19 protein-coding genes are annotated in these 21,312 nt (G+C 70.3%); 9 read left to right on the forward strand and 10 right to left on the reverse strand.

All coding sequences use genetic code 11. The features are described from left to right. Nucleotides 1–37 precede the first annotated feature (37 nt). Genes ACZ7CD_RS31575 through ACZ7CD_RS31595 form a run of 5 tightly spaced genes read right to left on the reverse strand, consistent with a single transcriptional unit; the run spans nucleotide 38 to nucleotide 7,022 of the window. Nucleotides 38–2,944, reverse strand: a complete 2,907-nt coding sequence (locus ACZ7CD_RS31575; protein ID WP_470380319.1) for an alpha-mannosidase — start codon at nucleotides 2,942–2,944, stop codon at nucleotides 38–40. Nucleotide 2,945: 1 nt separating this feature from the next. After that, on the reverse strand, nucleotides 2,946–4,067 hold the full coding sequence (locus ACZ7CD_RS31580) for a glycoside hydrolase 5 family protein (protein WP_470380320.1): 1,122 nt from the start codon (nucleotides 4,065–4,067) through the stop codon (nucleotides 2,946–2,948). A gap of 17 nt (nucleotides 4,068–4,084) precedes the next feature. Next, on the reverse strand, nucleotides 4,085–4,906 hold the full coding sequence (locus ACZ7CD_RS31585) for a carbohydrate ABC transporter permease (protein ID WP_470380321.1): 822 nt from the start codon (nucleotides 4,904–4,906) through the stop codon (nucleotides 4,085–4,087). Further along, complete coding sequence (locus ACZ7CD_RS31590; protein ID WP_360399510.1) at nucleotides 4,903–5,772, reverse strand: carbohydrate ABC transporter permease; 870 nt, start codon at nucleotides 5,770–5,772, stop codon at nucleotides 4,903–4,905. Before ACZ7CD_RS31590 ends, ACZ7CD_RS31585 begins: the two co-directional genes overlap by 4 nt. Further along, nucleotides 5,769–7,022, reverse strand: a complete 1,254-nt coding sequence (locus ACZ7CD_RS31595) for an ABC transporter substrate-binding protein (RefSeq protein WP_470372157.1) — start codon at nucleotides 7,020–7,022, stop codon at nucleotides 5,769–5,771. The genes ACZ7CD_RS31590 and ACZ7CD_RS31595 overlap by 4 nt, the downstream gene beginning before the upstream one ends. A gap of 99 nt (nucleotides 7,023–7,121) precedes the next feature. Between ACZ7CD_RS31595 and ACZ7CD_RS31600 the strand changes: the two genes are divergently transcribed. After that, complete coding sequence (locus ACZ7CD_RS31600) at nucleotides 7,122–8,114, forward strand: LacI family DNA-binding transcriptional regulator (RefSeq protein ID WP_360399505.1); 993 nt, start codon at nucleotides 7,122–7,124, stop codon at nucleotides 8,112–8,114. Between the two features lie 63 nt (nucleotides 8,115–8,177). Here ACZ7CD_RS31600 and ACZ7CD_RS31605 read toward each other — a convergent pair whose 3' ends face one another. Further along, on the reverse strand, nucleotides 8,178–9,077 hold the full coding sequence (locus ACZ7CD_RS31605; protein ID WP_360399502.1) for a LysR family transcriptional regulator: 900 nt from the start codon (nucleotides 9,075–9,077) through the stop codon (nucleotides 8,178–8,180). Between the two features lie 293 nt (nucleotides 9,078–9,370). Then, a complete protein-coding gene (locus ACZ7CD_RS31610; protein WP_470380322.1) occupies nucleotides 9,371–10,141 on the reverse strand; it encodes a hypothetical protein in 771 nt (256 codons plus the stop codon). A 215-nt stretch (nucleotides 10,142–10,356) separates the two neighbouring features. On the opposite strand from ACZ7CD_RS31610, the gene tig reads away from it, so the two are divergent. The 6 genes from tig (at nucleotide 10,357) to ACZ7CD_RS31640 (ending at nucleotide 16,325) form a co-directional block, all read left to right on the forward strand. Further along, nucleotides 10,357–11,700 carry a trigger factor gene (tig, locus tag ACZ7CD_RS31615; RefSeq protein WP_360399496.1) on the forward strand — a complete coding sequence of 448 codons (1,344 nt, stop codon included), beginning with the start codon at nucleotides 10,357–10,359 and terminating at the stop codon, nucleotides 11,698–11,700. Nucleotides 11,701–11,887: 187 nt separating this feature from the next. Then, a complete protein-coding gene (locus ACZ7CD_RS31620; protein WP_053735683.1) occupies nucleotides 11,888–12,475 on the forward strand; it encodes an ATP-dependent Clp protease proteolytic subunit in 588 nt (195 codons plus the stop codon). A 35-nt stretch (nucleotides 12,476–12,510) separates the two neighbouring features. Then, entirely contained in the window at nucleotides 12,511–13,125 is a 615-nt protein-coding gene (locus ACZ7CD_RS31625) for an ATP-dependent Clp protease proteolytic subunit (RefSeq protein ID WP_089957693.1), read from the forward strand. A gap of 234 nt (nucleotides 13,126–13,359) precedes the next feature. Further along, the gene (gene clpX, locus ACZ7CD_RS31630; protein ID WP_360399493.1) at nucleotides 13,360–14,640 is read left to right on the forward strand and encodes an ATP-dependent Clp protease ATP-binding subunit ClpX; all 1,281 of its coding nucleotides are present in this window, start codon (nucleotides 13,360–13,362) and stop codon (nucleotides 14,638–14,640) included. Between the two features lie 66 nt (nucleotides 14,641–14,706). Then, the gene (locus tag ACZ7CD_RS31635) at nucleotides 14,707–15,771 is read left to right on the forward strand and encodes a BUD32 family EKC/KEOPS complex subunit (protein WP_360399490.1); all 1,065 of its coding nucleotides are present in this window, start codon (nucleotides 14,707–14,709) and stop codon (nucleotides 15,769–15,771) included. Continuing rightward, entirely contained in the window at nucleotides 15,747–16,325 is a 579-nt protein-coding gene (locus tag ACZ7CD_RS31640) for an RBBP9/YdeN family alpha/beta hydrolase (protein ID WP_458433942.1), read from the forward strand. Before ACZ7CD_RS31635 ends, ACZ7CD_RS31640 begins: the two co-directional genes overlap by 25 nt. On the opposite strand, the gene ACZ7CD_RS31645 is transcribed toward ACZ7CD_RS31640, so the two are convergent. From ACZ7CD_RS31645 to fdhD, 3 genes are read right to left on the reverse strand one after another with little or no spacing between them, the layout of a single operon-like run. Next, nucleotides 16,322–17,203, reverse strand: a complete 882-nt coding sequence (locus ACZ7CD_RS31645) for an alpha/beta hydrolase (RefSeq protein WP_470372160.1) — start codon at nucleotides 17,201–17,203, stop codon at nucleotides 16,322–16,324. The genes ACZ7CD_RS31640 and ACZ7CD_RS31645 overlap by 4 nt on opposite strands. A 7-nt stretch (nucleotides 17,204–17,210) precedes the next feature. Next, on the reverse strand, nucleotides 17,211–18,368 hold the full coding sequence (locus ACZ7CD_RS31650; RefSeq protein ID WP_360399481.1) for a CaiB/BaiF CoA transferase family protein: 1,158 nt from the start codon (nucleotides 18,366–18,368) through the stop codon (nucleotides 17,211–17,213). Beyond that, nucleotides 18,355–19,182: a formate dehydrogenase accessory sulfurtransferase FdhD gene (gene fdhD / locus ACZ7CD_RS31655; RefSeq protein ID WP_360399478.1), complete on the reverse strand. Its 828-nt coding sequence runs from the start codon at nucleotides 19,180–19,182 to the stop codon at nucleotides 18,355–18,357. The genes ACZ7CD_RS31650 and fdhD overlap by 14 nt, the downstream gene beginning before the upstream one ends. 64 nt (nucleotides 19,183–19,246) lie before the next feature. Between fdhD and ACZ7CD_RS31660 the strand changes: the two genes are divergently transcribed. Further along, nucleotides 19,247–20,761 (forward strand): phytoene desaturase family protein, encoded by a 1,515-nt coding sequence (locus tag ACZ7CD_RS31660; RefSeq protein ID WP_470380323.1) that lies wholly within the window; start codon nucleotides 19,247–19,249, stop codon nucleotides 20,759–20,761. Nucleotides 20,762–20,808: 47 nt separating this feature from the next. Continuing rightward, nucleotides 20,809–21,300, forward strand: coding sequence for a hypothetical protein (locus tag ACZ7CD_RS31665; protein WP_360399472.1), 492 nt, complete (start codon nucleotides 20,809–20,811; stop codon nucleotides 21,298–21,300). Nucleotides 21,301–21,312: the final 12 nt, after the last annotated feature.

Genomic DNA, 21,312 nt, shown 5'->3' on the forward strand with positions numbered 1-21,312 from the left:
TTCCGGCCGAATTGCCCCATCCGGCGCAGCGCGCGCGTTACCTCGTGAACCGCAGGGTGATCACCTGGAACGGGCGCAGCACCACCTCCGCGGCCGCGGCACCCAGCGGCCGTTCGAGCAGGTCGGTCTCCTGGACGTCCCGATGGGCGAAGGAGGTGCTGATCGAGGCGCGGGCACGACCGCCGTGCGCCTCGTAGAGCCGGACGACGACATCGCCCGACCGGTCGTCCGCCAGCTTCACGGCCTCGACCCTGACCGCCGGGTTGCCGGTGCGCACCAGCGGTTGCGGTGCGGCCGAGCCCTGGACGGTCCGCGGCGGCAGGTTGATCCGGTAGCCCGCGTCCACGGCCTCCGGCAGGCCGCCGAGCACGAGGGCGTAGCGGAAGCGGTGGTGGCCCTGGTCGGTCTCGGGGTCGGGGAACCGGGGCGCGCGCAGCAGGGACAGGCGCACGGTCGTGGTGGTCCCGCCGTCCTCGCGGGTGGTGCGGGTGACCTCGTGGCCGTAGGTCGAGTCGTTGACCACCGCGACGCCGTAGCCGGGTTCGCCGACGTGCAGGAAGCGGTGGGCGCAGATCTCGAACTTCGCCGCCTCCCACGAGGTGTTGGTGTGGACGGGCCGGTGCAGGTGGCCGAACTGGGTCTCGGCGGTGGAGACCTCGGCGCGCAGGTCGAGCGGGAACGCGATCTTGAGCAGCTTCTCGCGTTCCTGCCAGTCGACCTCGGTGTCGAAGTCGACCTGCTTGGAGCCCTCGCGCAGCCGGATCGTCTGGGTGAGCGCGGAGTCGCCGAACTCGGTGCGCACGACCACGGCGTCGGCGGCGTCGACGCGTCCGGTCGGGGCCAGGTCGGACCGCCAGTTGCGGTAGAACGGGTCGATGTCCCAGGCGTCCCACTGGTTCGGGTTGTCCTTGTGCAGCTGCGGCAGGCCCGCGCGCCCGCGCGGCGGCAGGACCTCGCGCTGCTCCTCCAGGTCGAGGACGGAGGTGATCACGCCGTCGCCGTCGACCGTCACGCGGAGGCGGCCGTTGTCGAGCACGCCGTCCACGGGCGCGACGAACGGCCTGGGCGCGTCACCGCCGAACACGTCGAAGACGACCTCGGCGGAGCCGTCGCCCTTGACCGCGTCGATCGCACGGGTCGTGAGCTGCTCCAGCTCCGCCGCCACCCGCGCGTAGGTCGCCTCGGCCTCGCGGTGCACCCAGGCGATCGAGCTGCCCGGCAGGATGTCGTGGAACTGGTGCAACAGCACGGTCTTCCACAACCGGTCGAGGTCGTCGTACGGGTACTCGGCACCGTGGAGCGCAGCCGCGGTCGACCAGTGCTCGGCCTCGCGCAGCAGGTGCTCGCAACGCCGGTTGCCCTGCTTGGTCTTGGCCTGCGTGGTGTAGGTGGCGCGGTGCTTCTCCAGGTACAGCTCGCCCGCCCACACCGGCGCGTCCGGGTACTCGTCCTGCGCGGCCTGGAAGAAGTCGCGCGGCGGCTCGACCGTCACGGTCGGGGAGCCTTCGAGGTCCGCGACCCGGTGCGCGGTCTCCATCATCTCGCGGGTGGGGCCGCCACCACCGTCGCCGTAGCCGAACGGGACCAGCGACCGCGAGGCCTTGGCGTGCTCGGCGAACTGGCGTGACGCCCGTGCGAGCTCCTCGCCGCTCAACGAGGAGTTGTAGGTGTCGACCGGCGGGAAGTGCGTGAAGATCCGGGTGCCGTCGATGCCCTCCCACCAGAACGTGTGGTGCGGGAACCGGTTGACCTGGTTCCACGACAGCTTCTGGGTGAGGAACCAGCGGGAGCCGGACAGCTTGATCAGCTGGGGGAGCGCGGCGCTGTAGCCGAACGAGTCCGGCAGCCACACCTCCTCGGTCTCCACGCCGAAGTTGTCGAGGAAGAACCGCTTGCCGTGCACCAGCTGCCGGGCCATCGCCTCACCGCCGGGCATGTTCGTGTCCGACTCGACCCACATGCCGCCGACCGGCACGAACTGCCCACTGCGGACCTTCTCGCGCACCCGGTCCCACACGTGCGGGTGGTGCTCCTTCATCCACGCGTACTGCTGGGCCTGCGAGCACGCGAAGTAGAAGTCCGGATACTCGTCCATCAGCCTCGTGACGTTGGAGAACGTCCTGGCGCACTTGCGGACCGTCTCCCGCAGCGGCCACAGCCACGCGGAGTCGATGTGCGCGTGGCCGATCGCGGAGACCTTGTGCGCGGAGGCCGTGGCGGGCATCGACAGCACGCCGGCGAGCCGGTCACGGGCGTCGGCGGCGGTCTCCGCGATCGCGTTGAGGTCGAGCGCGTCCATCGCCCGGTCCAGCGCGTGCAGCACCTTGTGCCGGCGCGGGTCGTGCTCGGGCAGCTCCTCCATCAGACCCTGCAACACCTCGATGTCGAGCATGAGGTGCCAGACCTGCGGCCGGAACACCGCGAGCTCGGCCCTGCGGATCTTGTACAACGGCTCGGTGCCCGCGGTGTCCTTGTCGCCCAAAGCGGTCGGCAGGAACGGGTGGAAGTCGAGGATCGTGGGGTTGCCCGCGGCTTCGAGGTAGTAGCGGACCTCGCTGCCCTCGACCGGCAGGTGGGTGTTGCGCGGCTCGATGCCCTTGATCGGCACGCCGTCGGCGGTGTAGGCGAGGCCTTCGGACTGAAAACCGGGGCCGGGGTGGGTGAAGCCGAGGTCGAGCACCACCTCGACCTGCTCGCCCCGCCACGCCTCCGGGACGGTGCCGGTCAGCCGGAACCAGCTGGTGCTCCACGGCGCACCCCAGTCGTCGCCGACCCGCGCGGGTTCGTAGTGCGCGGCGAGGGCTTCGGCGACCGGCACCGGCTCGTCCGGCACGGTCCACACGGCCAGCTCCAGCGGCGCGGTCTCGCCGTAGACCGCCGGGCGGATGCGTTCCTTCAGCGTGCGGTTGAGGCGTTCTTCCAGCAGCGCGCGTTCGTCGTGCATGTCAGTTCCCCAACTCGATCGAGGCCCGCACACCCGTGCGCGCGAGGGCCATCCACTCTTCGAAGAAGGCGCCACCGGGACCCCACGAGGGCCGGTCGCCGTGCAGCGTGATCGGCGTGCGCTCGGCCGGCGCGGGCGGCGTCTCCCCTGCGATCCGGGCGATCACCTCGCCGAGCGGCTTGACCTCGCGTCCGGTGGTCATCAGCCCCAACTCGTACTCGCGTTCGGGGAAGTCCACCAGCGCGCGGTCGACGTCGAACGAGCACCACCACGTGACGCCCCACAGGTCCGCGCACGTCAGCACGTTCGCAAGCGTTCGCTCGGCGAACTCCGGCGCCTGCTCGGCGCTGATCTCGGGCTGGGCGGCGCCGACCTCCTGCAACCACACCGGCCGCCGCGGGTCCCTCGCGTGCGCCTTCGCGAGCTCGACCAGGTACTCGGCGTGGTGGACGCTCTCCGGCGACATCGGGCCGTAGAGCTGCGCGGTGCCGTTGAAGACCCACGAGTGCACGGTGGTCATCGCGCCCTTGTTGGCCGCGTGCTCCGGCAGGAACGAGTGCTCGCTCTCGTACCAGACGGCGTCGTACTCGGAGTGCACGTGCGGGTGGTCCGGCGCGGCCGCGGCGCACTCGGCGAGCAGCGCATCGATCCACTCGCCGGCTTGCTCGGGCGTGCACGGGTTGGACTCGGTGAGCAGGTTGACCTCGTTGCCGAGGGTGAAGCCGAGGAAGTTCGGCTTGTCGCGCAGCGCCTCGGCGAGCGTGCGGACGTAGAGCCTCTGCCCGCTGATCACCTCGGGGTTGGTGAAGATGTTGGCGCGGTGCCAGGTCTGCACCCACGACGGGTAGAAGTCGAAGCTCGACAGGTGGCCCTGCAGCACGTCGACCTGCACGTCCAGGCCGTGTTCGCGGGCCGCGTCGAGCACCTGGCCGAGCTGTTCGACCGCCTTCGGGCGGACCAGGCCCCGGTTGGGCTGGAACACCGGCCACAGCGGGAACACCCGCACGTGGTCGAGCCCCAGCCCGGCGATCGCCGCGAAGTCCGCTTTCACGTCGTCCAGCGAGAAGTCGAGCCAGTGGTGGAACCAACCGGTGGACGGGGTGTAGTTCACGCCGAAACGCAAGGTTGAACTCCTCGGGTTTAGCCCTTGATCGCGCCTTCTCCGACTCCGCGGAAGAAGTGCTTCTGCAGCAACAGGAACAGCAGGACCAGCGGGACGACGGCGATGATCGTGCCCGCCGCCACCAGCCGCTGGTTCTGCACGAACGTGCCCTGGAGGTACGCCAGGCCGATGGTGAGCGTGTACTTCTCCTGGTCGCTCAGGACGATGAGCGGCCACAGGAAGTCGTCCCAGCTGAACATGAACGAGAACAGCGCCACCACGACCAGCGTGCCCTTCACCGACGGCAGCGCGAGGCGGGTGAAGCGCTGCCACGCGTTGGCGCCGTCGATGACCGCCGCCTCCTCCACCTCGGCGGGCAGGGCGAGGAAGGCGTTGCGCAGCAACAGGACGTTGAGCGCGGTGACCGCACCGGGCAGCACGACCGCGGTGAGCGTGTTCGTGAGCCCGAACCCGCGCATCACCAGGAACAGCGAGATCATGATCGCCTCGAACGGCACCAGGATGCTGCTCGCGAACACCACCGCGGCGAACCGGCGGCCGCGGAACCGCAACCGCGCCAGCGCGTAGCCGGCCATGGCGGCGCCGAGGCAGTTCGTGACGACGTTGACGCTCGCCACGCCCAGCGAGTTGAGCGCGAACGACCAGACCGGCACCACGTCGGCGACGGCCGCGTAGTTCGCGAACGTCGGGTCGTCCGGGATGAAGTCGGGGACGAAGACGTCCTCACCGGGCCCCTTGATGCTCGTCGCGAACTGCCACAGGAACGGTCCGACGCTGATCGCGAGGACGGCGAGCAACCCGAGGTAGCGCAGGCCGAGGAGGACGTGGGAGCGCTTCACAGCTGGTCCTCCCTGCGGTTGAGCTTCAGCGTGACCAGCAGCAGCCCCAGCAGGACGACGAACAGGACCACGCTGAGCGCGGAGGCGTACCCGACCTCGCCGGTGAGACCGCGGCCGGTGGACTGGATGAGCATCACCAGCGTGGTGCTCGCCCCGCCCGGCCCGCCGGTGCCGCCGGACAGCAGGTAGATCTCGGAGAACACGCGGAACCCGTTGACCGCGCTCAGTGCCGCGACCAGCACCATCGTCGGCCGCAGGCTCGGCACGGTGACCGACCAGAACCTCCTGACCGGTCCCGCGCCGTCGACCATCGCGGCCTCGTGCAGGTCCTTCGGCACGTTCGCGAGCGCGGCCAGGTAGATCACCATGTAGTAGCCCAGGCCGCGCCAGACCGTGACGACCATCGAGCTGACGAGGAGCAGGCCGGAGTCGGTCAGGAACGGGACCCGGTCACCGCCCAGCGCCTCGACCACGCTGTTCACCAGGCCGCGGCTGTCGAGCAGCCACGTCCAGATGAGCCCGACCACGACCGTGGACGCGATCACCGGCGTGAAGAACGCCGTCCGGAAGACCCCGATGCCCGGCACGACCTTCTGCGCGAGCACCGCGACCAGCAGCGGCAGCAGCACCAGCGGGGGCACGACGCCCGCCATGTACAGCAGGCTGTTGCGCGCGGCGGCCCAGAACCTGGGGTCCTGGGCCATCCGAACGAAGTTGTCCACGCCGGTGAACGTGCCGCCGCCCAGTGCGCTCGCGTCGGTGAACGCGAGCACGATCATGTTCAGGAACGGGAAGATCACGAACAGCGAGCAGATGGCCAGTCCTGGCGCCAGGAACAGCCACGGCGTGTACGGGCGGTGCGTCACCTCAGCAGCCGGTTGCACTCGGTGACGGCGTCGTCGAGTGCCTGCTTCGGCGACTTCTTGCCGAGCATCGCGTCCGCAAGCTGCTGCAGCAGCGTCTCGCGCATCTGGTCGCTGAACTGCACCGGCGTGTAGTTCACCGCCGTCTTGAGCTGCTTGGCCGCGGCGACGCGCACGCGTGCCTCGTCCGTGCCGTCCTCGGTGGTGAAGTACGGGTCGTCGCCGCCCCTGCTGGTGCTGGGGAAGATCGAGGCGAGCTTCGCGAACGCCACCTGGTTCTCGGCGTTGGTGAGGAACCGGCCGAAAGCCAGTGCCGTCGCCTGGTTCTTGCTGCTCTTCGGCACGCTGACGCCGTGCAGGAACATGTTGGCGCTGCCCGTGTTCGTGATGGGCGTGGTGATGCCGATGTTCGCGTGGAGGCTGGGCGCGTCGGTCTTGAACTTGCCGAGGTCGTAGGCGCTGCCGGGGTTCATCGCGGTCTGCTGCGCCATGAACTTCGCGCCGGCGCCGGTGTAGTTCTGCGTGAGCGCCTCGGGGATGAGCGCGCCCGCGTCGTACATGCGCTTGTAGCTCTCGACGAACTCGACGCCCTTGGGTTCGTTGAAGGTGAACCTGTCGTTCTCGAACAGCTTCACGCCGTACAGCCCGAAGTCGGCGATGCTCGGGGTCTGGCCGAGGATCGCGATCTTCTTCTCGGCGAGCTTGAGGGCCGTGACTTCAAGCTCCTTGAAGTTCGTCGGCGGCTTGCTCGGGTCGAGACCGGCCTGCTGGAACAGGGCCCTGTTGTAGAAGATCGGCCCGGTGTTGAGGTACCAGGGGAACCCGTAGCAGCCGCCCTTGCCGGGGATCTCGAACGCCTGCCAGGCGTTCGCCAGGTACTCCTGCCTGGCGTCCTTCAGGGTCTCGTCGAGGTTGACGAGCTGCCCCGCCTTGGCGAGCGGGAAGCTGAGGTCTGGCGGGACGTTGATGACGTCGGGCAGGCTCCCGGCGCTCGCGTCCGCCATGACCTTGGCCAGGTAGCCGTCCGCGGGCTGGTCGACCCACTTCACGGTGGTGCCCTGGTGCCGCTTCTGGAAAGCGTCGACGACACCGTTGACGTAGTCGGTGTACTTGGGCTTGAGGGACCAGGTCTGGACCGTGATCTCGCCCGTGACCTGGCCCGACGCCGATGAGCCTGTGTTCGGTGTGCCGGACAGTCCGCATCCCGCCACGGGCACCGCCGCCAGGCCCGCGAGGAACGTGCGCCTCTTCATCAACAGCCACCTCCTTGCTGGCGGACCCTAGCTAAACCGGTTTATCTGCGGCTAGCCTCCGATCGTCTTGTTGTCTCGTTCCGGACAGGGTGCGCAGCGGTGAAGAGGCCAACGATCAAGGACATCGCGGCGGCCGCCGGCGTGTCCAAGGGCGCCGCGTCACTGGCGCTGAACGGCCGCTCCGGCGTGTCCGAGACGACCCGCGCCCGCGTGCTGGCCGTGGCCTCGTCCCTGGGCTATCGCCCCTCCGCGACCGCGCGCGCGTTGTCCTCCGCCTCCGCCGACGCGGTCGGGTTGGTCCTGGTGCGCCCACCGCGCGCGTTGGGGGACGAGGCGTTCTTCTTCCAGTTGATCGCCGGCATGCAGTCGGAGATGTCATGCGCACTGCTGCTGCAGGTGGTGTCGTCGCGCGCCGAGGAGATCGCGCTCTACGAACGGTGGTTCGCCGAACACCGGGTCGACGGGGTGTTCCTCGTCGACCTGCTGGTGTCGGACCCGCGGGTGGAGCTGATGTCGTCGCTCGGGATGCCGGCGGTCGTGGTCGGCGGCGCGGGGCACCACGGAGCGCTGGCTTCGGTGTGGGCCGACGACTACGCGGCGATGACGTCGGTCGTGTCGCACCTGAAGTCGTTGGGCCACCGGCGGATCGCGCGCGTGGCCGGGTTGCCGTCGCTGCTGCACACGGTGCGGCGGGACGCGGCGTTCTCCTCGTCCGTCGTGGACGGTGTCGTGGTGTACGGGGACTACACCGCCGAGTCCGGGGCCTCGGCCACGCGGGAGCTGCTGGGAGCGGCCGAACCGCCCACCGCGATCGTGTACGACAACGACGTGATGGCGGTGGCCGGGGCCGAGGTCGCCGGTGCGCTGGGGGTGGCGGTGCCGCAACGGCTGTCGATCGTCGCCTGGGACGACTCGGTCCTGTGCCAGCACGGGCGGCTGACGGCCCTGTCGCGGGACACGTTCGCGTTCGGGGCACGGGCGGCTCGGGCACTGCTCGCGGTGTTGGGCGGCGCGGTGCCGACGGACGTGGAGGACGTGCTGCCGGAGCTGGTGGTGCGGGGGAGCTCCGGGGTGGCACCGGGCAGTGCCTGAGGGCAGCCTCGCCCGGTGGACGGCGCGCGGCCGCCACCGGGCGAGGTCCTGCGCTCGGGACGGTCAGGTCAGCGAGGCCACCTGGTCGCTGACCACCTGGGCCGCCGCCGACACGAGTGCGGTCACCGCCGGGTTCGTCGAGTTGTCCTGGCGCCAGCCGAACTGGGTGTAGACGCGGAAGTTCGGGGACCAGGGCAAGCGGACCAACCTGCCGTCGGCCAGCTCGGCGGCGACGGTGACCTCCGGCATCAGCGCGATGCCGAGGCCGGAGGAGACGGCGCGCTTCGCCGCGTCGATCGAGTCCAGCTCCAGGACCGGGGCCCGCGTCTCGTCGAAGGCGAGGGAGCTCTCGAACAGGTCGTGGTAGGCGGCGCCGTTCTCGGCGCGGATCAGCGTGCTGCCGGTGAGGTCGTCCTCCGTGAGGGACTGGCGCTGCGTCAGCATGTGGTTCGGGCCGGCCACCACCACGAGCGGTTCCGGGCACAGCACCGTCGTCTCCAGGCCCTCGCGCGGCTCGATGGCGCCGATGAAGAACGCGCAGTCGAGTTGGCCGTCGCGCACCGAGTTCAGGTTGTTCAGGGCGTTGCGCGAGTGGAGCGAGAGTTGGACGCTCGGGTAGCGCCAGCACATGTATTCGATGAGCGGTAACAGACGGTAGTCGGTCAAACTCTGTGCGGAACCGATGACGAGTTTGCCGTGCGGCTCGCCGTTCATCGTGATGGCTTTTCGGGCCTTTTCCGTGAGGTTGATGATGTTTCGCGCGAACGGGAGCAGTTCCACGCCTGCGGAGGTCATCTGGATACCCCGCGGCAGGCGTCGGAATAGCACGACGCCGAGTGCCTCCTCCAGGGCCTTGATGCGGGTCGTGATGGTCGGCTGCGAGCAGTTGAGCGTGGCTGCGGCCTTGGTGAAGCTCCCTGTCTGAACCACGGTCGTGAACGCGAGAAGCTGGCGTGTCTCCATCAGGCGGATCCTCGGATTAAAACGGTGCGACGACTTTTTCTCGTTCGTTCCCGTGGTCCTGTTACGGATGGTGCGAGGGTCGTAACGCTACCTGTCCCCCTTGGCCGCAACATTGGTGCTAATGGAGTCATCTTGATCGGTCGCGAAAGGGGGTTTCCGCCGAAAGAGTGATTTTAGAGAGGTGGTCTGCGACAGGCCGTAGCGGGCCGACTCTTTTCAGTGATCCTTTCGCCAGGCGAACAAACAACGCCGCCACCTCGCAGAGGTGACGGCGTTGTGGGCGGAGGTGCGGATCAGGCGCCGCAGGCCCCGCCGCCGAGCAGGAAGCTGTAGACGACCGGCGGTTCGGTGCCCAGCTGCTGCGTCACGGTGAGGCGGATGCCGTCCGCCCACTCGTAGGTGTGGGGGAACTCGCTGCGCCACGGTTCGAGGATGGACGCCCGCTGCGCGCCGCGGAGCTCGACCGTGGTGGTCCGCTGCGCGCCGTCCGGGGTCGCGGAGTCGCCCGCGTCGACGCCCGTCAGGGTGTGCACGCCGATGCCGTTGGCCGGCGCCTTGACCATCCGGCCCGCCGCGTCGCGGAGGTGCAGGGCGAGGTTCGACATCTCGCTGACCGTGTTGTAGCTGTCCGGGTCGGTGGTGCACCACGCCGTGCGGTTGATCTCGGCGAACGCCAGGAACGGGCCCCGCGAGTCCGTGAGCGCGATCGAGGCGAGGCGTTCGGCCTTGAGGTTCGTGCTGTCACCGGGGCCCCCGTAGAGGACCACGGCGGACTCGGGCAGCTGCGGCGCCACGTCCTCGTCGGCCAGGTGCACGCCCCAGCCGGGGTGCAGGGCGGTGCGGCCGACCACGACCTCGTCCGCGCGGAACCCGGCGGGCTCGTCGCCGGGGAGCCAGGTGCGGCTGAGGCCCTCGGTCCGGCCGTTGACGGTCAGCGCGTAGGCGGACGCCGTGGCGACCTGCGGGAAGACCGGGGTGCCCGCCGACGCGGGTGCGACCGCGGCCGCTCCCAGGACGGCGCCGGCGGCGGTGATGGCGAGAAGTCTGCTGACAGCACTGTGCACGTCGAACTCCCGATGATCGGGTGAAGCCCCCAGAACGGCACGAACCGGCCGTGTGCGGAGAAGGGTAGCGACGGCTGCCGGCCGGTCCCGCGGGGCGCGGAACCGGGGTGGCGGCGGTCACACGGCGGGCCTCGCCTAGACTCGCTGGGAATCCGGGCGCCACGAGTGGCGGTACCGGCTGTCTGCACGTTCTTGTTCGTATCGAGGAGTCCACGTTGAAGAGCACCGTCGAGCACCTGAGCCCGACGAGGGTCCGGATCAACGTCGAGGTGCCGTTCGACGAGCTCAAGTCGAACTTCGACCAGGCGTACCGGAAGCTCGCGAAGCAGGTCCGCATCCCCGGCTTCCGCCCCGGCAAGGCCCCCGCCAAGGTGCTGGAGAGCCGCATCGGCCGCGCTCCGGTCCTGGACGAGGTCATCCAGGAGGCCATCCCGGCCAAGTACCTGGAGGCGGTCAACGCCGGTGAGGTGCGCACGCTGGGCCGCCCCGACTTCGAGGTCACCAAGATCGAGGACGGCGCGACGCTCGAGTTCACGGCCGAGGTCGACGTCCGTCCCGAGATCACCGTGCCCGCGTTCGGCGAGCTCGCGGTGACCGTGGACGAGCAGGAGGTCGCCGACGAGGACGTGACCACGCAGCTGGACGAGCTCCGCGCCCGCTTCGGCACGCTGACCGGCGTCAGCCGCCCCGCGCAGACCGGCGACTTCGTCGTCGTCGACCTGTCCGCCACCGTCGGCGGCGAGGAGGTCGAGGAGGCGCGCACCAGCGGCCTGTCCTACGAGATCGGCTCCGGCCAGCTCGTCGAGGGCATCGACGAGGCGCTCGTCGGCGCGTCCGAGGGCGAGACCAAGACCTTCACCACCACGCTCGTCGCCGGTGAGCACGAGGGCAGCGAGGCCGAGGTCACCGTCGTGCTGAACACGGTGAAGGAGCGCCAGCTCCCCGAGCTCGACGACGAGTTCGCGCAGCTCGCCAGCGAGTTCGACACGCTCGACGAGCTCAAGGCCGACCTGCGGACCCGCCTGGGCCGCGTCAAGAAGATGCAGCAGGGCGTGCAGGCGCGCGACAAGGTCCTCGAGGCGCTGCTGGAGACCACCGAGGTCCCGCTGCCCGAGGGCATCGTCCAGGGCGAGATCGACGCCCGCAAGCACGACGCCGTGCACGCCTTCGACCACGACGACGCGAAGTTCGCCGCGTGGCTCGAGGAGCAGGGCCAGTCGGAGGAGGAGTTCGACGCCGAGCTGCGCAAGGCCGCCGAGCAGGCCGTCAAGACGCAGCTGGTGCTCGACTCGATCGCCGACGCCGAGCAGGTCACGGTGTCCGACGGCGAGCTGACCGAGCGGATCATCTACCAGGCCCAGCGCTTCGGCATCAGCCCCGACGAGTACGTCAAGCGCGCGCAGCAGTCCGGCCAGCTCGGCGCGATCTTCGCCGACGTCCGCCGCGGCAAGGCGCTCGCGAGCGTCGTGCGCCAGGCGACGGTCAGCGACACCAGCGGCGAGAAGCTGGACCTCGACGAGCTCTTCGGCGAGACCAAGTCCCAAGAGGACGCGGAGTAGTTCGGCGCCCTCGCCGCGTGACGCGGCGAACGCCGGAAATACAGCCCTGAGCGAACGCGGGCGGTGTCGGGCATCTGACGCCGCCCGCCTTCGTTAAGGTCGATCGCAGAGAGTTTTCGCTTCCAGATTCGTTCCACCTGGAGTTAGGCAGGCAGACGTGACGCAGCACTCCTTCCCGACCCCCGAGATGCGGTCGGCCACCGCCGGGATGAACCTCAACGACTCGGTGTACGAGCGGCTGCTCCGCGAGCGGATCATCGTCCTGGGATCGCAGGTCGAAGAGGGCATCGCCAACCAGATCACCGCTCAGTTGCTGCTGCTGGCCGCTGAGGACCCCGAGAAGGACATCACCCTCTACATCAACTCGCCGGGTGGTTCCGTCACGGCGGGCATGGCCATCTACGACACGATGCAGCTGATCGAGCCGGACGTGGCCACGGTCGCCATGGGTCTCGCGGCGTCGATGGGTCAGTTCCTGCTCTCCGCGGGTGCCCGCGGCAAGCGCCAGGCGCTCCCGCACGCGCGCATCCTCATGCACCAGCCGTCGGCGGGTGTCGGTGGTACGGCGGCGGACATCGCGATCCAGGCGGACATGCTGACGCGCACCAAGCGCGAGATGGCCGAGCTGATCGCCGAGCACACCGGCCAGCCGGTCGAGCGCATCATCGCCGACTCCGACCGCGACCGCTGGTTCACCGCGCAGGAAGCGCTGGAGTACGGCTTCGTCGACAAGGTCGTCACCCGGTCGCAGCCCGTCGGCGACTCGAACAACTGACGTCAGCTAGGAGACCTCAAGTGAGCCAGTTCCACATGCCTCAGTCGCGGTACGTGCTGCCGTCGTTCGTCGAACGCACCAGCTACGGCATGAAGGAGTCGAACCCGTACAACAAGCTGTTCGAGGAGCGCATCATCTTCCTCGGCGTGCAGGTTGACGACGCCTCGGCCAACGACGTCATGGCGCAGCTGCTGGTCCTCGAGTCCGAGGACCCGGACCGCGACATCCTGATGTACATCAACTCGCCGGGTGGCTCGTTCACCTCGCTGATGGCCATCTACGACACCATGCAGTTCGTCCGCCCGGACATCCAGACGTACTGCCTCGGCCAGGCCGCCTCGGCCGCCGCGGTGCTGCTGGCCGCCGGCACCCCCGGCAAGCGCCACGCGCTGCCGAACGCGCGAATCCTGATCCACCAGCCCTCCATGGAGGGCGCGTACGGTCAGGTGTCCGACCTGGAGATCCAGTCGAACGAGATCCAGCGCGTGCGCCGCCTGATGGAGTCCACCCTCGCGCGGCACACCAACCGCACGGCGGAGGAGGTTCGCGAGAGCATCGAGCGCGACCGCATCCTCACGGCCGACGAGGCCAAGGACTACGGCATCGTCGACTCGGTGCTGCCCTACCGCAAGCTCTCCGCGAAGTCCTGAAGCGTCGTCTCCCGAGGGCTGGGAAGCCGGCCCTCGGGAACCGCCGACACGCCGATGTGACCGGGCAACTGGCCTGATCGGGGCGTCGGGGGGACGCTGGTCCTCCCCTGAAACGGGGTCGGCCGGGTACCGTCAGGAGAACGGGCGAAGCACCCACAGCCAGTGGGACTGCCACAGCAAGTCAGCAGGCGCACTACAGCAGGTGTGCGCCGGAGGGGACATAGGTCAGCGGTCATGGCGCGTATCGGTGACGGCGGCGACTTGCTGAAGTGCTCTTTCTGCGGAAAGAGCCAGAAGCAGGTGAAGAAACTCATCGCCGGCCCCGGCGTCTACATCTGCGATGAGTGCATCGATCTCTGCAACGAGATCATCGAGGAGGAGCTGGCGGAAGCCGGCGACGTGAAGCTCGACGAGCTGCCGAAGCCCGCCGAGATCCACGAGTTCCTCGACCAGTACGTCATCGGCCAGAGCGATGCGAAGCGCACCCTCTCCGTCGCCGTCTACAACCACTACAAGCGCATCCAGGCGGGCGACCGCGGGCGCGAGGGTCGTGACGACGGTGTCGAGCTGGCCAAGTCGAACATCCTGATGCTCGGCCCGACGGGCTGTGGCAAGACCTACCTCGCGCAGACGCTCGCGAAGATGCTGAACGTGCCGTTCGCCATCGCCGACGCGACCGCGCTGACGGAGGCCGGGTACGTCGGTGAGGACGTCGAGAACATCCTGTTGAAGCTCATCCAGGCCGCCGACTACGACGTCAAGCGGGCCGAGACGGGCATCATCTACATCGACGAGGTCGACAAGATCGCTCGAAAGAGTGAAAACCCGTCGATCACGCGCGACGTCTCCGGCGAGGGCGTGCAGCAGGCGCTGTTGAAGATCCTGGAGGGCACCACCGCATCGGTGCCACCGCAGGGCGGCCGCAAGCACCCGCACCAGGAGTTCATCCAGATCGACACGACGAACGTGCTGTTCATCGTGGCCGGTGCCTTCGCGGGCCTGGAGAAGATCATCCAGGACCGGGTCGGCAAGCGCGGCCTGGGCTTCGGTGCCGAGGTCCGCTCCAAGGCCGAGACGGACGCGGCGGACTACTTCGCCGACTCCATGCCGGAGGACCTGATCAAGTTCGGTCTGATCCCCGAGTTCATCGGGCGTCTGCCGATGGTCGCCTCCGTCACGAACCTCGACAAGCCGTCGCTGGTGCAGATCCTCACCGAGCCGAAGAACGCGCTGGTCAAGCAGTACCAGAAGCTCTTCGAGATGGACGGGGTCGAGCTGGAGTTCACCAAGACCGCGCTCGAGGCGGTGGCCGACCAGGCCATCCTGCGCGGCACCGGTGCCCGAGGGCTCCGCGCGATCATGGAAGAGGTCCTGCTCCCGGTGATGTACGACATCCCGAGCCGCACGGACGTCGCCAAGGTCGTGATCACCGAGCAGACGGTGAAGGAGAACGTGAACCCGACCATCGTGGCCCGGCAGCCCTCGCGCCGGGAGCGTCGGGAGAAGTCCGCGTAGTACTCGCTCGTGAGAAGGGCGCCGGTGAGCTCACCGGCGCCCTTTCGCGTTTCCGGGGGGATCGGGATGTCGTTCGACGCGCGGGTGGCCGCTCACGGGGCCGTGTCCACGGCGCTGGCCGGTCTCGGGGACGAGGAGCTGGCCGCTCTCGTGGCCGCGGCCAGGCCGCTGGGGGCGGGGATCGGCGGGACGTCGGCGTTGCTGCACGTCGACGGGGTCCCGGTCTTCGTCAAACGGGTGCCGCTGACCGAGCTGGAGCTGCGGCCGGAGCACGTCCGGTCCACGGCGAACCTCTTCGGCCTGCCCGCCTTCTGCCACTACGGCGTCGGGCTCGTCGGCGCGCCGGGGTTCGGTGCCTGGCGCGAGCTCGCCGTGCACGAGCTGACGACGGACTGGGTGCTCGCGGGCGACCACGAGGGCTTCCCGCTGCTGCACCACTGGCGGGTCCTGCCGCACCTCGGGCAGTCGCTGCCCGACGAGCTGGCCGACGTCGACGGGGCGGTGGCCTACTGGGAGGACACGCCGGCGGCGCGGCACCGGATCGAGGCGCTGCGGGACTCCACGGCGAGCATCGCGTTGTTCCTGGAGCACTTCCCGCACGACCTGCACGACTGGTTGCGGCAGCAGGTCCGCGCCGGCGCCGAGGCCACCGCGAACGCTTGCGCGATGGTCGAGCGGGAGCTGGCGGCCGGGATCGCCGCCATGAACGCCCGCGGCCTGCTGCACCTCGACGCCCACTTCCGCAACGTCCTGACCGACGGCGAACGGCTGTACTTCGCCGACTTCGGTCTCGCGCTGACCGCTGACTTCGACCTGGCCCGGGACGAGGCGGACTTCTTCGCCGGGCACCAGGGCTTCGACCGCGACTACGCCGCCACCCACCTGGTGCTCTGGCTGACCGCCGAGCTGTACGGGCACCGCGGCGCCGAGCACAGCGCGTTCCTGCGCGCGTGCGCCCGCGGGGAGCGTCCGGCGGGGGTGCCGCGGCAGGTCGCCGACGTCCTCGTCCGCCACGCGCCGACCGCCGAGCTGATGACCGGCTTCTACCGCCGCTTCCAGCAGGAGAGCCGGCACGTCCCGTACCCGGCGGCCACTAGGGTGGTGCCATGTCGCTGCCCCACGTGCTCCTGATCCACGGCTGGACCGGTTCGGGTCCCGAACACTGGCAGAGCAAGCTCGCCCACGCGGTCGCCGAACACGGCGGCCTGGTCGACATGCCGCACTTCAGCGACCCCGACCAGCCTGACCTGACCACGTGGCTGCGGGAGCTCGACACCCACCTCGAAGCCGCGCCGGCCGACCGCGAACGGGTGGTCATCGCCCACTCGCTGGGCTGCTACCTGTGGCTGCACCACGCGGCCCGCGAGGGCATCGCGCACGTCGACCGGGTCCTGCTGGTCGCCCCGCCCGCCCCGGACTACCCCGAGCCCGCCATCAAGACGTTCTTCCCGGCACCGCTCGACCCGGCCGGGCTGCGGCGCGCGGCCACCGACACGCGGCTGGTGCTCGGCGAGGGCGACCCGTACCTGCCGGTGGCGGCCGGGAAGCAGCTCGCGGAGTCGTTGCGGATCGAGGTCGACGTGGTGCCGGGTGCGGGGCACATCAACGTGGACGCGGGCTACGGCGAGTGGCCGGCGGTGCTCAAGTGGGTCCGGTCGAAGACGGTGCCGCTGACGCCCCGCTAGACGGCCTGCTTCGCGTACTTGGCGAGGAACCGGACCACGTCCGGCGTGATCTTGCGGTAGAAGCCGTCGTCGTGCCCGCCGGGCTTGACCGTGCCCACCTCGGGCCGTTCGTCGCGGATGAACTGCCGCGTGCCCACGATGAACCGGTCGCGGTCGCCGATCCACACGCCCAGCGCGGTCGGGCCGGTCGCACGCGGGTGCCGCAGCGGGTCCAGCGCGGCCCACTCGGCCTCGCTCTTGAACGCCCTGCGCTTGGCCATCTCCGGCCACGACGTGAGCAGGCCGGGGGAGATGGCGGCCGCCGCGGTGACCGGGTCGCCGCGCTCGGCCCTGCGGCGGGCGTACAGCAGCGCGCCGAAACCGCCCATGGAGACCCCGGTGATCGCGAACGGGTCGCCGTAGCCGCGGTCGTGCAGCCAGGTGGGGACCTCGTCGAGCAGCATCTTCATCGGGTCGTCGCCGGGGACGTTCTCGTGCCAGTAGTTGTCGCCGCCGTCGACCGCGACGAAGCCGAACGCGGGCACCGAGCCCTTGGCGACGGCATCGGCCAGGTTCTCGGCGAGGCTGCCGACCGCGGCGTCGCGGGCGCTGCCGTGCAGGCCGTGCAGCAGGATCGACATGGGCAGGCCGCGCGGGGCCTTGTTCGTCGGGGTGAAGAACGCGAGCGTGATCTCACGGCGGCGCGCGGACGAGTAGACCCGCTCGAAGCGGATGGCGGGTTTCGCACCGGACTTGGTGGCGACGCGGTTGGCGGTGGCGACCTGGTGCTGCGCCGCGCGGTGAGCGGAGACGTACACGGCGGTGCCGACGGCCATCGCGACGACGACGCCGACAGCCGCCAGCAGTGTGCGGCGACGGCAGTGGTTCGGTTCCCCCATGCTCACCTCATCGCGCAGGTTCCTGTCCTCGTTTCCAGAAGACGGAACGCGCGCGCAACGAGGTCAGTTCCTCGTCGGAGCATCCCAGCCAGCGGAGCACGCGGTCATTGTGCTCGCCGAGGGCGGGCACCGCACCCGGTGACCACTCCCAGCCGCGCACCGGCGGCGGCAGCATCCGCACCGAACCACCGGGCACCGCGACGTCCGTCCACGCGCTGAGCTGCGGGTGTTCTGGCAGCTCGGTGATCGAGCGGGTCAGCGCGGCCGGCACGTCGGCCTCGTCCAGCGCGGCCAGCAGCTGTGCGGCGGTCATGTCCGCGAACGCCCGTTCGAGCAGTGCCTGCAGCTCGCCGCGGTGCTCCACCCGTGAGCTCACTGTGGCGAACCTCTCCTGCGGGGCGAGGCCGATGAGCGTGCTGAGACGCTGCCACTGGCCGTCGTTCTGCACGGCCAGGTGCACCGCGCCGTCCGCACAGGCCACCGGCCCGTAGGGCGCGATGCTCGGGTGGTGCGCGCCCGACCGCGGCGCGGCGGCTCCCGTGCCGACGGCGTAGAGCATCGGCTGGTGCATCCACTCCGCGAGCGCGTCGAACAGCGACAGCCGCAGCCGGGTGCCCAGCCCCGTGCGCGCCTTCTGCAGCAACGCCGCCAGCACCGCCGCGTGCAGCTGCACCCCGGCCGCGATGTCGGCCACGGAGATGCCGGCGCGCGCCATCACGTCGCCCTCGCCGGTCAGCGACACCAGGCCCGCCTCGGACTGCACCAGCGCGTCGAACGCCTTGCGGTCCGCGTACGGGCCGTCCCAGCCGTAGCCGGACAGCTCGGCCACCACGAGCGTCTCGGGCAGCTCCAGCCCCAGCCGGTCCCACACCCGCGGCGACAGGTTGCACAGCAGCACGTCGGCGCGGTCGACGAGCCGGTCGAGCCACGCCCGGCCGTCCGGGTGGAAGACGTCGAGCGACACCGACTCCTTGCCGACGTTCGTCCACGCGAAGTACGACGACACCTCGCCGCACGCCGAGTCGTAGTGCCGCGCGAAGTCACCGCTGCCGGGCCGTTCGACCTTGATGACGCGGGCGCCCAGGTCGGCCAGCAACCGCGTCGCGTACGGCACGGCGACGGCCTGCTCCAGGCTCACCACCACGACGCCGTCAAGCGGCCTCAACGACGCGCTCCCCGCCGGTGTAGACGTTCATCGAGTCGCCGCGCAGGAACCCGACGAGGGTCATGCCCTGCTCCTCGGCCAGCTCGACGGCGAGCGACGACGGCGCCGACACCGCGGCCAGCAGCGCGATCCCGGCCATCGCGGCCTTCTGCACCAGCTCGAACGACGCCCGCCCGGACACCATCAGCACCGACCCGGTCAGCGGCACCAGGTCCTGCAGCACCGCCCAGCCCAGCACCTTGTCCACGGCGTTGTGCCGGCCCACGTCCTCGCGCACGACCAGCGGCTCGCCGTCGCGGAACAACCCGGCCGCGTGCAGCCCGCCGGTGGAGGAGAAGACCTTCTGCCTGGCCCGCAACGCGTCCGGGAACGCCGTCAGCTCCTCCGGGGTGACCCGCAGCGGGTCGGCGGCGGGCGAGAAGCGGGTCTTGAGCTTCACCGCGTCCAGCGCGCCCTTGCCGCACACCCCGCACGACGACGTGGTGTAGAAGTTCCGCTCCACTCCGGTGTCCGGCTCCGGGACACCGGGTGCCAATGCGACGTCGAGCACGTTGTAGGTGTTCATCCCGTCCGGCCCGGTGCCCTCGCAGAACCGCGCGACCGACACGTCCTGAGCGGCCCCGATCACGCCCTCGCTGAGCAGGAAGCCGTGCGCGAGCTCGACGTCCTGGCCGGGCGTGCGCATCGTGACGGCCAGCGCCCGCCCGTTGACCCGCAGCTCCATCGGCTCCTCGGCGGCCAGCGCGTCGACCCGCCGCCGCCGGTCACCCGGCGACACCCGCTCGACCGCCCGGCGCACCGTCACTCGGCCCATGTGCACCTCTCCTTCGGACCGCTATGTTCCCCACGACCAGGCTACGTGGGAGGGATCTCGGGGCATGGACGACGTCGTGATCGTGGGAGGCGGCCACAACGGGCTCGTGGCCGCCGCGTACCTGGCCGGGGCCGGCCGGTCGGTGACCGTGCTGGAGAAGCTCCCGCACGTCGGCGGCGCCGCGGTGAGCGCGTCGCCGTGGGCCGGTGTCGACGCCCGGCTCTCCCGCTTCTCCTACCTGGTGAGCCTGCTGCCGGACCGGATCGTCTCCGACCTCGGGCTCAAGCTGGCGCTGCGGTCGCGGGCCGCGTCCTCCTACACGCCCGGTGGCGGGTCCGGGCTGCTCGTCGAGCGGTCACCGGGCGAGGCGACCACCCGGTCGTTCCAGGAGGTGTGCGGTGACCTCGGCGACTGGGAGCGCTGGCAGCGCTGGTACGCCGACCTCGACCTGATGGCCCGCGCGCTGGCGCCGACGCTGCTGGAACCGCTGGTCTCCCGCGAGCACCTGCGCGTGCACGTCGACGCGGTGGCGCGCGGCCGGGTGTGGGAGCAGGTCTTCGAACGGCCGATCGGCGCGACGCTGCGGGAGCTGTTCGAGAACGACCTGGTGCGCGGCGTCGTCGCGACCGACGCGTTGATCGGCACGCACTCGTCGCTGCACTCGTTGCAGGCCAACAGGTGCTTCCTCTACCACGTGATCGGCAACGGCACGGGGGAGTGGAAGGTCCCGGTCGGCGGCATGGGAGCGGTCACCGCCGAGCTGGAACGGGCGGCGCGCGCGGCCGGGGCGAAGATCGTCACCGGCGCCGAGGTGACCTCCGTCGAAGCCGACGGGAAGACGGCCTCCGTGGCGTACAACGGCACCTCGGTGGACGCGAGGTTCGTGCTGTCGAACGTGGCCCCGTCCGTGCTGGGACGGTTGCGGGGCAAGGAGGTCCACGACTCGCCCGGCTGCCAGCTGAAGATCAACGTGCTGCTGCGCAGGCTGCCCGCGCTCAAGTCCGGTGTGGACGCGCGGCTCGCGTTCGCCGGCACGTTCCACCTCGACGAGTCCTACGACCAGCTGGAGACCGCCTACCGGGAGAGCGCCGCCGGACGGGTGCCGTCGGTGCTGCCGGGCGAGATGTACTGCCACTCGCTGACCGACCCGTCGATCCTCGGCCCGTCGCTCGCGGGCCACGAGACGCTGACGCTGTTCGGCCTGCACCTGCCGGCGGCGCTGTTCGAGGGCCGCAACGAGGAGCTGCGCGACCGGCTCGTCGAGCGCTACCTCGACCAGCTCAACGCCCACCTCGTCGAGCCGGTGCAGGACTGCCTGGCGGTGGACGCCGACGGCCGGCCGTGCATCGAGGCGCGCACACCGCTCGACCTGCAGGAGGAGCTGGGCCTGCCGGGCGGCAACATCTTCCACGGCGAGCTCGCGTGGCCGTTCGCCGAGAGCGAGGACGAGGTCGGCCGCTGGGGCGTGGAGACCGACGTGGACAACGTCTTCGTCTGCGGCGCGGGCTCCCGGCGCGGCGGCGGGGTCAGCGGCATCGGCGGCCACAACGCGGCGCGGGCTGTGCTGGAACGCGGCTGAGACATTCTCGATGACGTGAGTCGTCATCTCTGGTTACAGTGGTGCCCGTGGGGGACTTCTACGGGATCGCGGAGATCGCCGACGCCATGGGCCTGAGCCGCCAGCTCGTCACGGTGTGGCGCAAGCGCCGTTCGCACGGCATCCCGGAGCCGGACGCGGAGCTCGCGTCCGGCCCGATCTGGCGCCGGGAGACGGTCGAGCCGTGGATCGACCGCACCCGCGGCCGGCTGGGGCTCGCCGGCGGCCCGGAGTCGGCGTCGCGCAGCCTGCGGTTGCGCACGAGCCGGCGGGTCCTGCGGCTGGCGGCGCTGATGCTCGAAGAACCCCTGCGCCCGCGCGTGCTCAACGAGGCCGCCGCCCAGCTGCGCGACCTGGCGCACGAGATCGACTCGACGGCGGACGACGTCGTGGGGGCGTTGCTGCGCGAGCTGGTCGAGCCGGTGCGTGACCCCGACGTGCCCGCCGAGCTGCTGCGGGTGCCGGTCATCGAGTCGTTGCCGCTGGTCACGGCGGTGGCCCGGAACTCGCCGGACTGGTGACGCGGCTATCTC

The organism is Lentzea sp. NPDC036949 (assembly GCF_055608075.1).